The sequence below is a fragment of the Bacillus sp. JK62 genome (assembly GCF_053663455.1).
Window position 1 is genome coordinate 1 of the sequence record NZ_JBSJQA010000003.1, and the last position, 15732, is coordinate 15732.

Here is a 15732-nt window from a genome sequence, read left to right on the forward strand (position 1 = left end):
GCCTGCCTGTCACGCAGGAGGTCGCGGGTTCGAGTCCCGTCCGGACCGCCATTTATAAAAAGGCTCGGTAGCTCAGTTGGTAGAGCAACGGACTGAAAATCCGTGTGTCGGCGGTTCGATTCCGTCCCGAGCCACCATTTGCCGGTCTAGCTCAATTGGTAGAGCAACTGACTTGTAATCAGTAGGTTGGGGGTTCAAGTCCTCTGGCCGGCACTCTAAATGATGGAGGGGTAGCGAAGTGGCTAAACGCGGCGGACTGTAAATCCGCTCCCTCAGGGTTCGGCAGTTCGAATCTGCCCCCCTCCACCATTTTATAAATAGGGGCATAGTTTAACGGTAGAACAGAGGTCTCCAAAACCTCCGGTGTGGGTTCGATTCCTACTGCCCCTGCCACTATATTATTTATTCATCTTCAGATTATGGCGGTTGTGGCGAAGTGGTTAACGCACCAGATTGTGGCTCTGGCACTCGTGGGTTCGATTCCCATCAATCGCCCCATATTATCATTGGGCTATAGCCAAGCGGTAAGGCAACGGACTTTGACTCCGTCATGCGTTGGTTCGAATCCAGCTAGCCCAGTTGCATTTTTTTAAAAACAACAGCATAAGATGTAATAAGTTCTTTTTACATGTTGCGGAAGTAGTTCAGTGGTAGAACATCACCTTGCCAAGGTGGGGGTCGCGGGTTCGAATCCCGTCTTCCGCTCCAAATTACGGCGGCATAGCCAAGTGGTAAGGCAGAGGTCTGCAAAACCTTTATCCCCGGTTCGAATCCGGGTGTCGCCTTTCTATTGCCGGGGTGGTGGAATTGGCAGACACACAGGACTTAAAATCCTGCGGTAGGTGACTACCGTGCCGGTTCAAGTCCGGCCCTCGGCACCAATTTAACTTTGAGCGAATTATGTTAAATTGGTCATCAATTATATTATTATAAAACATATATGAGAGTGATTTGCATATTGCAGGTCGCTTTTTTTATATAATAAAAGCGTGAAGACTATCAATATAAGTTTCTTGCTTGTATCGTATATACTGCATTACCATTTGAAAAAACTTTACTAAAACCATTGACACTTTATAAAATGCATGTTATATTTATATACGTCGGTTGAACACGACACATTATATGCCGGTGTGGCGGAATTGGCAGACGCGCACGACTCAAAATCGTGTTCCTTCTGGAGTGCCGGTTCGACCCCGGCCACCGGTATACAATCTAAGTACAAAATTTATTAAATACTATTATAGAAAAAGACAGGGAGTAATTCCCTGTCTTTTTTTGTTATAGTTAAAAGATCTATTATAAGTATAAAAGAATTAGTATTGAAAATTTTAATTTACATAAATGTGTTTGCACCGATGGATAAAATAATGGAAGTGAAGAAATGGATGACATGAAGGATATTCGTTCAAATAAAGGTTACGACTTACCATTAAGTGAATTCCTAATATTCCCTTCCTACCCCATCGTACTACCACCTAGACCCATGGTAAAATAAAGGAATAATAGAGGGGGTTTGTACCTTGGTTTCTGTGGAGTTACAAGATTATTTGCAATACCATATTGTATTAAAAAATGAGAGTTTACATGTTAGTGACGCATCGGAAGAGAACGGCATTATTCATATACCGGTAATTAAGCGAACGGCGAGAACAAGAAGGACTGTTGCAAGGCTAATGATTGGGATTAATACGGACTTACAGGGAATAGATAAAATTCCAACAAAACTAACCAACAGTTTTAAAAGTCCGAATACGAAAAAGCAGGTTGATCTTTCTGATGAAACCTATGAATGGATTCGTTTTGGGTGGATAATTCGTGAAATTCGTTTAGAAAAAGATGAGAGAACAGTAAAAACAGAACGATATCGAATGGGCTTTATACTTTATCAACTGAGCTTAAAGGCAGAAGCTGAAGCAGAAAAGGAGAGTAGAAACTGGATACTTGATTGGAATAAGCAGTGGGAAGTTGCCAGGCGTAGCGATGTGCCAGGTTTTGAACAAGACCAGCGCGCAGATGTTGTTTCCCTATTAGCCAAGCACATAGATGAAATTGCAAGTGAGACAGAAAGGGTTTTAGCTGGAGAGGCAAAATTAATTAAGAGTATTCATCCTTCTTGGCGTTTAAGGAAACAAGTAGTATTTCTACATTTTTTGATTGCTTTATACCAACTGGCATGTACTGAAAAACATTTTGATTGGAAGCAAATAGGTGCTACCTACTATCGGATGATAGGTGGATCAAAGCAGTTTGATGCTTATAAAAAGGAATTTATTGAAGAAACAGAAAACCTCCTTCATCGCCCAATTCAATTGTTAGGTCTGGCAAGTATGGGGACAATTACACCATTGTTTTTTACTGGGCCAATGCAAGGGGACTACGTGGATTATTGTTATGGTACTGTCCACGCAACAACAGATCTAGCTGTTTTTTCCGAGACATTTAATACGGATGCAGATGTGTTGTGGCTGGTTGAAAATAGAGGCGTGTTAATACGTATGGCCTACGAGGAAGAATTTTTAAGAGATACGAAAAGCTTTGTATTGGGTGTGGATGGACAAGTTAGGTCTGCACATAGACTACTAATTTCGCAAGTAGTAACGTGTGTCAGTCAAGTTATTATTTGGACCGACGTTGATGAAGCAGGTTATCTGATTGCCGAGCAATTATATAAGTTAACACAGGATGAACATGTCCTAACAAAGTGGATAGTACCACCATTAACCGTGGTGACTGAATGGGAAACTTTTGCAAACAAATACCAACAATCCATACAAATGAGGAAAGAAGAGCAGGAACAAGAAATTGGAGGAGCAGAGCTGTGGAAAAAGTGGATCAATCATTAATTTCGATCTTTGATGTTACAGATGATAAACCTGAGCTACTACAATCGATGCGTGATATTGCACAACTTTCGGGTGTATTAACGGAATTAAGTGATAAGGAATATTTTCAGTCACCAATCCACGTACTTCGTTTCCTCCGAGTGTTAAATATTATTAATCAAGAAGCACTCGGTATCGCAGAACCAATTGAAAACGAGGGAACATTATTTTATCGCTATCGCAATGTATATGGCTATGATGAAGCAATTACGCAAGGTTACATGAAACATCTTGTGTTCGTTTTGGGAAAATTCAATTGGGTAGCAAAAACAGCAAAACGAATTAAAATGCGTGATGTAGGAAAACGAATGATGGATGTACTGATTCGTTTAGCTAATGATTCTCTTGCGTATTATCTTAATGATGATGTGGCAAGGTCTCTCTTTCAAGCAAAAAGAGATGCAGAACTAAGTGAAGCATATGATGATAAAGGGATTTCTGGTGGGAATAAGCTTGCTAGTATGATTAAAAACGTGGAAGAAGCTGTATTGCTTCTCCATGAGAGGGAGCTTGAGTATTTAGCAGACCGAAATGCATTAACACAAGTAGAAGTGATTCATCATCTGATGACAGAGCTAGAAGGTAAGATGGCAGAACGAATGGAAAAATTTGAAACAGTAGATCAAGAGCTTGTGTTTTCCGATATAAAACAACGAGGTACGGCTGCGATTAGTGATGGGACAAAAATTAGCCTTGGGACAATTAATAAAATTCTAAAGTTCGCCCACCTACAAGAAACGGATTTTAATCATAGAATCCGGCCAGAAGAGTTTCGCACGTTCATTATAAAATCGTTTGATCCGCCCCTTGGTTCTGAAATACCGAATGCACATCAAATACTAAGTTTCATGGAACAAGGACAATACGAGGACGAAAAAATAGATGGTCTATGGGCGCCAGTGAAATTTGCCAGCCCGTTATCACCGAGGGCCATTGATGAGGGAATTAACTATATCGAAAACTATGAACCTATTACAGAAGAGATAGAGGAAACAGTGGAAGAAGAATTTCCAGGCACAGAAGAAATAATGGAAGATCAGTTGGATGAAATAATGGGTGATTCGAAATGGCAAATGACGAAACAAATGATACACACAGAGCGAATTGAAGCATATCTGGAGGAAGTAGAAGAAGCTGGCCTTGACGAACTAATTATTCGGTCTGGATCATCCAAATGGAGTGACGTACTCAACGGATTAATTGGTGTTTCAGCACTAGTGGCCAATAAAAAAGCTGACATTGATGAACATGCGAAAAAGAAACTGTCCGATAACAAAGATCAACGTGACTGGAGGTGGGGTGAGGATGAACAAGGAACATATGGAATTAGAAAACGAGGAAGAAATCACGAACGTTAATCCATTAGCAACCCTACAATCGATAAAAGGATTTTTAACTACAGAGGAAGAGCTTGCATTTATGCAAATCCTGTTCTCATCGTCTGCTACAATTCGAAGTGGGAATTTTGGACTTTCACGTAAGGAAGTAGAAAAACTAATTGGAATTACAGATGATGATCAAGCATTTTTTTCTTTTCTCAAGCGAGTAAACCAAGCTGTTAGTCGTTATATGAAAGTGATTTATGATGAGCGGAGAAATCAAGTGGTAGCCCTCATGCGTGTGCCCGCAAAACAAGCAAAAACACTATTAAATAAAGAAAGTCTAGCTATTCTCATGTTTATTTTTTATCACCAAGAAGTACTACAGAATGAATATACACTCTTTTCCCAATTGATTAATAGTTTTGGTCACGAATCATTGCAGGTAACACGAAAAATTCAAGCTAACTTGGATCCGCTGAAAAAGATTGGGGCAATTGAATTATATGATTCGAACTCAGAGGAAGAAGCCTATCAACTTACATCTATCGGTGCTAATTTGTTTTCGAATTCCTTTTTACGAAGATACACCGAGTTTAGTCAATCGAATCAGTTGCACATGGATGATATCTTACGGTTCTTTAAACGCTACAATATGAATGGAGGCACAAGTAATGATACCATGGAGACTTAAATTTTCAGGAATACGGGATTATACGTCGACAGTTATGGATTTCTCTGATAAAGATCACCATATTTTAATATCTGGACCAAATGGTGCTGGAAAATCAACGGTTACGTTTTGTATGGGCGGCGTTCTTTATTCAAGTAAAGTTGATCTTGAAGGGTTAAAGTCAAACAACCTTCCAACAGACCAAACGTGGCGAGCAAAGATTGAATTGCTGTTTAAAAATGATGGGCAAATCAAGGTTGATGCGCCACAGTTTGTGCAGTTTCGATTAGACATTGAACAGAAACCGGGTGATCCGGTAAAAAGAGAATTTTATATTCAAGAGGGGGAAGTCATTGACAAGTGGGAACGGGAAACGAAATATTCTTCTGGAGATCGGAACTTTAACTTTACTGAATATAAAAACCAGATTCTCTATAAATATGCTGTTGATCCGGATGAATTTTATTTGATTTGGTATCAAAAAGAGGTAAACCAATTTGCAGTGATGCATCCAGAAGAACGCTTCCGTATTTTCAGTGAAATGAATGGTATTGATAGAATCCAGAAAAACTGGGAAGAAAGCAAAGAACTTGTAAAAGAAACGGAGCAGACCTTGCAGGAAGCGGAGAGTAAACAAGGTCTTAACAAACTCCAGTTAATCCAAAAGAAAACGGAATTAGACAGGTATTATAATCGAAATGAGCGGTTAGAAGACGGATTCAAGCAGTATCTTTCAGCTCTTAAATGGCTGGAAAAACATCATCTTAATCAAATGAATACTTTAAAAGGTCAAATAGAGACACTGAAAGCAGACAAAGAAGAGAAAATTACAGACAAGCAGCAAGATTTAATTTTACAAGCAGACCAGAGAGAAGAGCATGAAAAGTTTCAGTCAGCAATCACTCAAATGGAGTCCCGTGAAATCGGGCTAGTCGATGAGCTAAATCATTTGCAGAAAGAGATAACCAGTTATAATGATAAAGTGAAGGCTATCTCAAACGAAATCGAGGAAATTGCGAAGAGAGTAGAACGAATGGGCATGACTGAAGAAGAAGTAAATGAAGCTTTGGTTAATGCGGAGGAAAAGTATGTTTCTATTGATGCTTCAATGGAAGAAAAGCAACAGTTGTTGAAAAGAAATAAACAAAAATTAGATGACATAACCCCGCAAATTGCTGAACTAAAAGTGAAGATTGACCAAGACAGTGCTAGGGAACAAGAAATGCGTAAACTTATTGATGCATATAAAAGTAGTCAAGCTGTGCAAGAAGAGATGGAGTTCAATGAGCAACGACTAGAAAATGCAAAAAATGAAAAAGGGAAACTCATAATTAAAAAAGACAATTTAGAAAAAGAACTAGAAAGTCTTAGAATGAATCGCGTTTACAGTTCTCGTCAGGAAGTGTCTATCCAATACTTCAAAAAGCGAAATATAGAAGTCTATCCTTTGCGGGAGCTTGTTGAATTAGATGAAACAGCTAAGCCGAATGATGAAGATTTGTTTGATGCGATAAAGTATACGTTGTTTGTGAACCAAAAGGATTTTCATGCGCCAAGTGATTTATACCATGTCCCATTGCCAAATATTGTTCCGAAAAAAACAATTACACAACTTCCGGGTAAACATTTGCAGATAAAAAATAAATTAAGCAATAATCTTTATCCACTTGCGGTAAAAGCACTCTGGTGGGTTAAGAGCTTTTTTGAAAATGAAAAACCACAGATTCAAAATGGGGTGCTTCTCGATGCGAGAGGGATAAGAGGTCCTCAAGAGGAAAAGCGGATTATTCTAAGTGAAAAAGTTTTGAAAAATTATCAACTACAAGTAGAAGATGAACTTGATCGGGTTGGCAATGACATTAGCATTCTATCCAATGAAATAGATGAATTAACACATAGAAATAGTACACTATTTCGCAGACAAGAATCTTTAAAAGATGCGGAAGCCTTTTTGATAAAAGAAACTGAACGAGAATGGCGAAAGAGTAAGCATTACAATCTAAGTAATGAAAAACTTGAACTCGAGGAAAATAGGGATGAGATTCAGGGAGAGTGGAATAGGCTCAATGAAGAGCGTGCTGACTGGAAGCAAAAGGTAGAAACCTTTAAAAACTATCAGGGAATTTTTATTCAGTATGAAAAAGAGAAGGGAAAAATAACAGAAGTACGCCAATTGAAGCAATACTTAATTGAGTTAGAAAAAGAGAAGAAGAATAAAAATGCACAGTTAGAACAACTTGGTTCTCTTTTAGATGAGAAGCGACGTGAAGAAAAGAAGTTAAATCGGGACATAGAGGATTTGGACGATAGCCTCCTGTACAAAGACCGAGAAATTGAATCAATAGAAAGACAAATCAAACATCGGTCTGAAGAATATTTAACGAATGAAGAGAACTATTCAACAATCAAACATGACATCCAAAGGTTATTAGATTCTGTAAAACAGGAATTAAAAGATTTTGCATTAGAGCTCACAGAACTACCTAATGTAACTAAATCTGAGGCAGAAGACATGCGAGAAAGTGGAAAAATTAAATACTCTCATGCAGCAAATGAAACAGGGATTGATGAAGCTGCTCCAGAAAATTATCAAAAAATGAAAGAAGAGTATGATCGTTCCGCAACAGAAGTGAAGACATCCAAACTATTGTTAGAGGAATATACAGAGCGTATGGAACGTCTAAAAGAAGACTTAGAAAGCACAATTAATAGTAAAGTTATTGGTGTTAATCAAAAGTTTGTCAATTATATGTCTCTGTTTGGCTTTCAAGGGGAGATAGATTGGGATATGAGGACAGACCGACGTCATCAAATGCACTATGCTTTATATATTAAAGCACGTAAAGAAGGACATCGAGGAAAATTAGAGGATGTAAGTGTTAAAGCAAGAGGCGGCAAAGTAGGAAAAGGGGTATCTGGTGGGGAAGAGTCTCTTAGTTCCTTACTATTTGCTTTGGCATTATTACAAACGATTCAAGCAACACCAGGCTATATCGTACTCGACGAGTTTGATAGTGCACTCGATGAAGGACGTAAAGATAAAGTGTTTGAGTTATATGAACAGGAACTACAGCGGAAAATGATAATCTTAACTCCTAAGTCTCATGAAGCAGAGTACCTATATCGTTTTTCTAAAGCATATGTTGTTCATCACAATCCCAATATTCCGCAGAGTAAGATCTTTAAGGTGAAAAGAAGTGAAGAAGTGCTAAAATGATTTACAGTAATTGAAATGATCTCGTTGGCCAGAGCATCTATTGGACAAATATTCAGGAAGATGGTTAGACTCATTTTTGCAATTTAAATTTTATTACTTATGAAAGGACACTATTGTGGGGATTTTATACATAGTGAGTTATTATAAACCAAAAACGTCACTTGATTTAGAGAACGTATTGACAACAATACGAAGCTGCTTTTCATCAATGTGTGTATAACGTAGAATACAGTCCGCCGGTATATTGAAAAACCCGTTTCTTCATATAAGAAACGGGTTTTTACATTTGATCCCCTACAGTGATCGGTGTATCAAGAGGGAGGGTGAATGAGATCGGAAATTGATGCTCTTCTCCAGGCTGAATGGTGAATGAACCAGTGACTCGGAAAGAATGGATTGTAGCGTATTTCCGGTGCTCTTCATCATCTTTTACAATGACGTACCGTGTGTTAAGCTGTAAATCAATATAGCGGATGTCCTGAGAGATTTTCCCGCCGTTGACATGTACAAGTTCCTCTTACTTCTTCTCCTGGATAATATGCGTCTTTCTCTAAAATTGTATCTACTTTTGCGGCACCGATTCCTGCACTTGCCGCAAGTTTTTTAAAATGACATGTTAAATTTTCCCCTTTTTCTTTTTCTCAACAGATATACGTAAGAAGGAGGAAAAAAGATTCATTTAATTCATGCTTTTTTTCTATTATTTGTCCGCCTTCGGACAGACTAAGAAAGCAAAGGAGCGGATTGAAACGGATAAAGAAAGTATGGTTGCTGATGAATTACATAGAATGTTTTTGGCCGGTGAGCTGCAAATTACGGTAGAGGAGGATATAAACAATATTTCTGAAAGGCTGAGAAACGGCGATCTCAATTTAGAGCGATTAAGCGGTGAAGACGCGATTATAAAAGAAACGGTAAATGAGGCTTTAAGAAGAGTGGAGAAATAAAACAAAGAGACGGGATCTCAAGACATCGTCTTTTTTGTATGACTTTGTTACAGTTCTCTGCAAGATAAAAGCGAATCGATCTGAAATTGTTTATCCAGGAGCCAACCTTTTCCCAACAGGAGTTCTGACAGTTCTCCATGCAGATGAACAGCTGCATCTAATTGATCATGCAACGCTGTTCTAAGGCCGGGATTTGTGGTTTCTGTTATTGCGGCAGTATACTTTTTTACGCTGGTCTGTTAAGAAAATACTTATCTCTGCATGTATACAACTGCTATAATGAATAACAAATTTTCCGGGGGAAGCGGGATGATGAAACAGATTATTGCGATGGGCGGCGGAGGATTCTCGATGGAGCCGGAAAATTTATCCCTCGATCAATATGTCATCAAGCAATCAGAGCGAAAGTCGCCTCGTATTTGTTTTTTGCCGACGGCGAGCGGGGATTCCCAAAACTATATTCAGCGGTTTTATCGTGCATTTCAAACACTTGATTGTGTGCCGTCTCATTTATCGCTGTTTAAGCCGCCGTCAACAGATTTAGCTTCGTTTCTAATGGAAAAGGACGTGATTTATGTCGGCGGGGGAAATACGCGGAATATGCTTGTGTTGTGGAAGGAGTGGGGATTGGATCGTATTCTGAGAGAAGCATGGAAGAGCGGTGTGGTGTTAGCCGGATTAAGCGCAGGTGCAATCTGCTGGTTTGAAGAAGGAGTGACAGATTCAGCCGGGCCGCTGACCAGTATGAAAAGTTTAGGTTTTTTGCAAGGGAGCTTTTGTCCTCATTATGACGGGGAAAAGGATCGGAGACCGGCATACCACCAGCTGATAGCTAACGAATTCTTGTGCAATGGCTATGCGGCGGACGATGGAGCGGCTCTCCATTTCATAAATGATCAGCTGTTTCAGAGAGTGAGTTCAAGACCGTACGCAAAGGCATATCAGGTGATGAGGGGTGAACATGGGATATCTGAAATCCCGCTGCCTGTCAAATATTTGGGTTGAATTAGCTGAATATTTTCTATATTTCACTTTTTTTTCGATTGGTTTTATGTTAAGATGAGTCCGAAATCAATAGTTACTGGGGGTGCCCGTCTGAGCGGGCTGAGAGAGAAGCGGCGGCTTCTTAACCCTTTGGACCTGATCTGGTTCGTACCAGCGTGGGGAAGTAAAGGTTTTATTATTGTTGATGAAAACAATAATAGTTTCTTTCTGACTGCAAAACCGGGTTCTTCTTTGAACCCGGTTTTTTTGTGCTGGTGCTGAGCTTGGTTCTGTTATTCAAATGATAAAGGAGAGATTTGTATGCAAAATCAATCAGTACAGCAAGCGAACATTTCCATTATGTCGAGCTTTTCCGGCAGTAAAAAGGTTTATGCAGAAGGTTCTTCGCCCGACATACGAGTGCCGATGCGGGAAATCAGCCTTAGTCCGACAACGGGGGCGTTCGGGGAAGAGGAGAATGCGCCGGTCCGTGTTTATGATACGAGCGGACCGTATACAGACCCGGATGTACAGATTGATATTCATGAAGGTCTGGGGGCGCTCCGCACAAAGTGGATTACCGGGCGTGGAGATGTAGAAGAATATAACGGCCGGACCGTGAGACCTGAAGACAACGGCTATAAAAAAGAGGGCCGTGCCGCCGAATACCCCGGCCTGCAGCGGAAACCGCTTCGGGCCAAGCCGGGGAAAAATGTAACACAATTGCATTATGCGAGAAAAGGCATCATTACGCCGGAAATGGAGTTTATCGCAATTCGCGAGCATGTGTCTCCCGAATTTGTCAGAGACGAGGTAGCCAGCGGCCGGGCGATTATTCCTTCTAACGTCAACCACCCGGAAAGCGAGCCGATGATTATCGGCCGGAATTTTCATGTGAAAATTAATGCCAATATCGGCAACTCGGCTGTTACATCTTCTATCGAAGAAGAAGTCGAAAAAATGACGTGGGCGATTCGCTGGGGCGCCGATACGATGATGGATTTATCCACGGGAAAAGACATTCATACGACGCGTGAATGGATTATCCGCAACTGCCCCGTGCCTGTGGGGACGGTGCCGATTTATCAGGCGCTTGAAAAAGTTAATGGCATTGCCGAGGATTTAACGTGGGACATTTATCGTGACACATTGATTGAGCAGGCGGAGCAGGGCGTGGATTATTTCACCATCCATGCCGGCGTATTGCTTCGTTACGTCCCGTTAACGGCCAAACGCACGACGGGAATCGTATCCCGCGGCGGGGCGATTATGGCGCAATGGTGCCTGGCTCATCATCAGGAAAGCTTTCTGTACACGCATTTTGAAGAAATTTGTGAAATCATGAAGACCTATGATATCGCTTTTTCACTTGGTGACGGGCTTCGTCCCGGTTCGATCGCGGATGCCAATGATGAAGCGCAGTTTGCGGAATTGGAGACTCTCGGAGAATTGACGGAGATTGCGTGGAAGCACGATGTGCAAGTGATGATCGAAGGACCGGGTCATGTGCCGATGCATAAAATTAAGGAAAACATGGACAAGCAGCTGGAAATTTGTAAAGAGGCGCCTTTTTACACGCTCGGCCCATTAACGACGGATATCGCTCCGGGCTATGACCACATTACTTCAGCGATCGGCGCGGCGATGATCGGCTGGTACGGGACGGCGATGCTTTGCTATGTCACGCCGAAGGAGCATTTGGGGCTGCCGAATCGTGATGATGTAAGAGAAGGCGTCATTACGTACAAAATCGCGGCACATGCCGCAGACCTTGCTAAAGGGCATCCGGGTGCACAGATCCGTGACGATGCTCTGTCTAAGGCGCGGTTTGAATTCCGTTGGCGTGATCAATTTCATTTGTCACTTGATCCTGAAAGAGCAATGGAATATCATGATGAAACACTGCCGGCTGAAGGCGCAAAAACGGCTCACTTCTGTTCGATGTGCGGCCCGAAGTTCTGCAGCATGAGAATTTCTCAGGATATTCGTGATTATGCGAAGGAAAACGGACTTACTGAAGACGAGGCCGTCAATGAAGGGCTGAAAGAAAAAGCAAAAGAGTTTGCAGAGAAGGGAAGCCGCTTATATCAATAAAAGAAAAGATGAAGATGGAGTGTGTCCATCTTCATCTTTTTTAGAAAAACGGTGAACGGCGAAGCGGCGGAATGCTCTGCTCGAAGCGGAATATATTTTCCGGATCATATTTCGTTTTGATTTGACGGAGGCGGTGAACATTTTCTCCGTAATACGTTTGCAGCCAGTTTCTGATTTCTCTATCAGGCCAATTCACATAATCTCCCATCGTTTCTCTTGATAGGGACGTTCTCAGTCCTTCGATCCAGCGGACATTTTGTCTTTCTTCTTCAGCAGATGTCCAAGTTGTAATATATTCTTGGGCAATGATTGCGTTGCGATAGTAGAATGCCGTTTGGTCCGGAGCGATCCGTCCGGCCGCCCCGCCGAGAGATTGCTGCCAGACACTGGCGTTTTCGTTCGGAGCGTGCTCTAAATAGCGCTTTAAAGTGGATATTGCGCGTGTTGATAATGGTTTTTCAATAAAGGATCCTGACCGCTTCATCTTTTGCGGCTGATTGCCTCCCGGGCTGTTAAAAAAGGCTGCCGCTTTAATAAATGGCACTGTCTTGACCATGCCGCTTGTCGGTTTTCCCGCTTTCATTAACGGAGCCAGCAGTTCTTTCAGCTCCTCTTTTGTCCCGGTAAATTGACCGAGCGCTTCTATGCGGTTGACTTCCTTAGGCCAAAACTGAATTGATGAGGTAAGCCGGTTGTCTGTAAATGGAGCCCAACGCTGCCACGTGTTAAATACTTCCTCGAAATCATCCCAGCCCCAAGTGACAGAAAAAACAGACACGCACGAGATCGGCACGGCTTTAAACATCATGGATGTGACAATGCCGAAGTTGCCTCCCCCTCCGCCCTGAGATGCCCAAAATAGATCAGAGTGCTTTGAGCGGTTGACCGTGATCAAGTCAGCACCCGCTTTTTCGTCCGCTATGATCATTTCGAGCTGGAGGAGACGATCGCAAGTCAGTCCGGCAGTCCTTGTTAAATATCCGATTCCTCCCCCGAGCGTCAGCCCCGTGATTCCCACATTCGCAATGGTTCCCGCAGGAAGGGTCAAGCCGTACCGCCAGAGTGTCCGGTAGACTTCCCCCAATTCGGCTCCCGCTTCAATCGAGACCAGCCGCTTATCCTCATTTACTCTTATTTTCTTCATTTCACTGAGATCAATGACTAGTCCGTCATTTAACAGAGAAAAATTTTCGTAGCTGTGTCTTCCGCCTCTGATACGGAAGGGCACATTGTTCTCACGCGCCCATCTCACCGCATTGAGGGCGTCATGTTTGTTTTGACAAAACACAATGATGTCTGGATATCTTTGCAGGCTTAAATTGATATTGGTTCTTGCAGCATTATAGTCCGGGTCATCTTTTTTGACGATGCGACCGGTCAATGTTGTCTTTTCCACATTCTCACTCACTTTCACTTGTAATCTGCTATGTTTTCTAGCATATGCGGAAAAATGAGAGAGTGTATGAGGAAAACCCCCGGAAGGACACGATATTTTAAATTATAGTTGACAGGTAGGGATTGTATGAATTAACATAATCATTACATATTTCCAAACGATGGCTGATCGGATCACCGAAGGCTCTTATCTATTAAACAGATAAGGGCCTTTTTTGCGTGAAAGTCATTAAATGAAAAGCGGAGGGATGAAAAGTGGGTTTAAAAAAGGTGACACATGTGCGCAAAAAGAGCAAAAAACGGAAAAAGTACAGAAAACACACATTGAATTTCGAACTGCTTGTAGAGAAAAACAAACGGGAGATTATGAGAAATGAGGAACAGATGGAGCAGATTTATATAAAGATAGATGAAAAGCATGCGGGGGTTCGATAAAGATGAAGGAGAGAAAATGGAGGATAAAAACAACGGTACTCGCGCTGTCGGTATCCATCGTGTTATCAGGGTGCGCGTTAGGGAGTGCCGGGGAAGAACCGTCATCTGAGGCTGATAAAAAGGAAGAAACACGTATCGCCCATGTCAAGACAAAGGAATTTAAAGCTTCTCATCCGGCGGCGATTCCCGCTAAATCGAAAGCCAGAACTGACACTTTTGTTGCTGGGATTTCCGCGCCGGGCGGCGTGTTTCTGCCGTACTTTTACGAAAACGGCTGGGATGGAAATGCGACAGATCCTATTTTTGAACCGTTAGTCAAACTGGATAAAACGGGGAAGCCTGCTCCGGCTCTTGCGGAAAGCTGGAAAATTTCCAAAGATCAGCTTACATACACGTTCCGTTTAAGAAAAAATCTCGTTTTCAGCGACGGTTCACCGCTGACCGCAAAGGATGCCGCATTCACTTTAACACTGCTGCATGATCCTGCATACGCGGGCTATGAAGATATCACCACGGCTTATATTAAAGGCGGTAAGGCTTACAAAGAAGGAAAGGCAAAGACGATAGAGGGCATTCGCGTCCTTGATGACAGAACCATTCAAATCACGACTGAGAAAGTCAGTGCGAAGTCGCTGCTTCTTTTGGGCGGGCAGGTGCTGTCAGAAGCCTACTACGGGAAGAAATATCAATTCGGCAAACTGGACTATTTAAAAGAGCTTTATGCCAAACCGCTCGGAGCGGGACCTTATCAATTTACAGAATACCTTCCGGGACAGGAAATACGCTATCAGGCTAATGAACACTATTATGCCGGAAAACCGAAAACGGAAAAGCTGATTTATAAAATTATCGATCCGTCAACTTCCCTTCAGCTGTTTGAAACGGGTGACCTTGATTACGCTTCTTTCTCACCTGATGATGATACGGTTCAGCATTTAAAAAGTCTCGGTTTTGCCAATATAAGCGTATCTGTCGTGAATGATTACGGGCTTGTATACGTCAATCACAAGCGTCCGCCTTTTCAAGATAAGAAAGTGTCCCAGGCGCTTATTTACGGACTTGACCGTCAAAAAATCGTCGATGTCCGCTTTAAACGCTACGGAGAGGTCGCGAATGTTCCGGTGTCTCCGGTTTCGTGGGCTTATGATGACAAGGGTGTCAATCGGTACGCGTTTAACCCTGAAAAAGCCAAAAAGCTTCTTGATGAAGCAGGCTGGAAAACGGGCAAAGACGGTGTACGTGAAAAAAACGGCAAAAAGCTTGAAATCAGCTATTACACGTCTAAAGCGGATGATGATTTCATCCCGATAGCGAAAGAAAATTATGCGGACATCGGAATCTCATTAAAACCGGAAGTGATGGATTTTAATACAGAAGTAGCGAAAATCAATGACAAACAATATGACCTTGCCGCCGTTTCCACCTCGCAGATCCTTGATCCGAATGACACGGTGGAAAAGCTGGCTTCCGGCCATCCCAATAATGTGACGGGGTATTCCAATCCGAAAGCGGACCGGCTGATAGAGAAAGGAGCCGGCACGCTTGATATCAGCGAAAGAAAAGAGATTTATCACCAGCTGTACCGGGAGCTCGGGGAAAACCCGCCTTACATTCTGATTCATTACCGTCAGAGCGCAAGGGCGGTCAGCGGAAAAATAAAAGGGCTTGAGCCTGACAATTATTCTGGAATCAGTTCAAGTCTCTCAAATGTCATAATTCGATAGAACGGTTGGGCAAAATACCCGATGCATCCTGGGGATTTTGCCCTTTCAGCGGAAAGGAG

Annotated in this window: 10 protein-coding genes, 10 tRNA genes, 2 pseudogenes and 1 riboswitch; of the genes and pseudogenes, 19 read left to right on the top strand and 3 right to left on the bottom strand. The window is 42.1% G+C overall.

Going from position 1 to position 15732, the window contains the following annotated elements; all coding sequences use genetic code 11:
• Positions 1 to 61: 61 nt before the first annotated feature.
• The 14 genes from ACWJJ4_RS09515 to ACWJJ4_RS09580 all read left to right on the top strand — a co-directional run bounded on the left by ACWJJ4_RS09515 (position 62) and on the right by ACWJJ4_RS09580 (position 8094).
• Positions 62 to 137: transfer RNA gene (locus ACWJJ4_RS09515), tRNA-Phe, on the top strand.
• A 3-nt stretch (positions 138 to 140) separates the two neighbouring features.
• A tRNA-Thr gene (locus ACWJJ4_RS09520) sits at positions 141 to 213 on the top strand.
• 11 nt (positions 214 to 224) lie between these two features.
• A tRNA-Tyr gene (locus ACWJJ4_RS09525) sits at positions 225 to 309 on the top strand.
• Positions 310 to 319: 10 nt separating this feature from the next.
• Positions 320 to 393 (top strand) — tRNA-Trp (locus tag ACWJJ4_RS09530).
• 29 nt (positions 394 to 422) lie between these two features.
• Positions 423 to 498 (top strand) — tRNA-His (locus tag ACWJJ4_RS09535).
• 9 nt (positions 499 to 507) lie between these two features.
• A tRNA-Gln gene (locus ACWJJ4_RS09540) sits at positions 508 to 579 on the top strand.
• A gap of 54 nt (positions 580 to 633) precedes the next feature.
• A tRNA-Gly gene (locus ACWJJ4_RS09545) sits at positions 634 to 708 on the top strand.
• Positions 709 to 714: 6 nt separating this feature from the next.
• Positions 715 to 785, top strand: a tRNA-Cys gene (locus ACWJJ4_RS09550).
• 7 nt (positions 786 to 792) lie between these two features.
• Positions 793 to 881, top strand: a tRNA-Leu gene (locus tag ACWJJ4_RS09555).
• Positions 882 to 1127: 246 nt separating this feature from the next.
• Positions 1128 to 1209, top strand: a tRNA-Leu gene (locus ACWJJ4_RS09560).
• Positions 1210 to 1532: 323 nt separating this feature from the next.
• Positions 1533 to 2846: a hypothetical protein gene (locus ACWJJ4_RS09565; protein WP_454021647.1), complete on the top strand. Its 1314-nt coding sequence runs from the start codon at positions 1533 to 1535 to the stop codon at positions 2844 to 2846.
• Entirely contained in the window at positions 2822 to 4243 is a 1422-nt protein-coding gene (locus ACWJJ4_RS09570; RefSeq protein ID WP_454021614.1) for a hypothetical protein, read from the top strand. Before ACWJJ4_RS09565 ends, ACWJJ4_RS09570 begins: the two co-directional genes overlap by 25 nt.
• Positions 4191 to 4898, top strand: a complete 708-nt coding sequence (locus tag ACWJJ4_RS09575; protein ID WP_454021615.1) for a hypothetical protein — start codon at positions 4191 to 4193, stop codon at positions 4896 to 4898. Before ACWJJ4_RS09570 ends, ACWJJ4_RS09575 begins: the two co-directional genes overlap by 53 nt.
• Positions 4879 to 8094 (top strand): AAA family ATPase, encoded by a 3216-nt coding sequence (locus ACWJJ4_RS09580; RefSeq protein WP_454021616.1) that lies wholly within the window; start codon positions 4879 to 4881, stop codon positions 8092 to 8094. Before ACWJJ4_RS09575 ends, ACWJJ4_RS09580 begins: the two co-directional genes overlap by 20 nt.
• Positions 8095 to 8386: 292 nt before the next feature.
• On the opposite strand, the pseudogene ACWJJ4_RS09585 reads toward ACWJJ4_RS09580, so the two are convergent.
• Positions 8387 to 8675, bottom strand: a pseudogene (locus ACWJJ4_RS09585) (sporulation protein); the annotation flags it as partial.
• 162 nt (positions 8676 to 8837) lie between these two features.
• On the opposite strand from ACWJJ4_RS09585, the gene ACWJJ4_RS09590 reads away from it, so the two are divergent.
• Positions 8838 to 9041 carry a hypothetical protein gene (locus tag ACWJJ4_RS09590; RefSeq protein WP_454021648.1) on the top strand — a complete coding sequence of 68 codons (204 nt, stop codon included), beginning with the start codon at positions 8838 to 8840 and terminating at the stop codon, positions 9039 to 9041.
• Positions 9042 to 9088: 47 nt separating this feature from the next.
• Here the strand turns inward: ACWJJ4_RS09590 and ACWJJ4_RS09595 are convergent.
• A pseudogene (locus ACWJJ4_RS09595) lies at positions 9089 to 9265 on the bottom strand (spore coat protein); the annotation flags it as partial.
• A gap of 88 nt (positions 9266 to 9353) precedes the next feature.
• Between ACWJJ4_RS09595 and ACWJJ4_RS09600 the strand changes: the two are divergent.
• Both ACWJJ4_RS09600 and thiC read left to right on the top strand, forming a co-directional pair.
• Positions 9354 to 10046: a Type 1 glutamine amidotransferase-like domain-containing protein gene (locus ACWJJ4_RS09600; protein ID WP_454021649.1), complete on the top strand. Its 693-nt coding sequence runs from the start codon at positions 9354 to 9356 to the stop codon at positions 10044 to 10046.
• A gap of 68 nt (positions 10047 to 10114) precedes the next feature.
• Positions 10115 to 10225, top strand: a riboswitch (TPP riboswitch).
• Positions 10226 to 10346: 121 nt separating this feature from the next.
• Positions 10347 to 12119: a phosphomethylpyrimidine synthase ThiC gene (gene thiC / locus ACWJJ4_RS09605; protein WP_069473211.1), complete on the top strand. Its 1773-nt coding sequence runs from the start codon at positions 10347 to 10349 to the stop codon at positions 12117 to 12119.
• Between the two features lie 40 nt (positions 12120 to 12159).
• Here thiC and ACWJJ4_RS09610 read toward each other — a convergent pair whose 3' ends face one another.
• On the bottom strand, positions 12160 to 13515 hold the full coding sequence (locus tag ACWJJ4_RS09610) for an FAD-binding oxidoreductase (protein WP_071392594.1): 1356 nt from the start codon (positions 13513 to 13515) through the stop codon (positions 12160 to 12162).
• Between the two features lie 254 nt (positions 13516 to 13769).
• Here ACWJJ4_RS09610 and ACWJJ4_RS09615 point away from each other — a divergent pair, with 254 nt between their 5' ends.
• The gene (locus ACWJJ4_RS09615; RefSeq protein WP_058906655.1) at positions 13770 to 13949 is read left to right on the top strand and encodes an FbpB family small basic protein; all 180 of its coding nucleotides are present in this window, start codon (positions 13770 to 13772) and stop codon (positions 13947 to 13949) included.
• 2 nt (positions 13950 to 13951) lie between these two features.
• Entirely contained in the window at positions 13952 to 15673 is a 1722-nt protein-coding gene (locus ACWJJ4_RS09620; protein ID WP_454021617.1) for an ABC transporter substrate-binding protein, read from the top strand.
• Positions 15674 to 15732 lie beyond the last annotated feature (59 nt).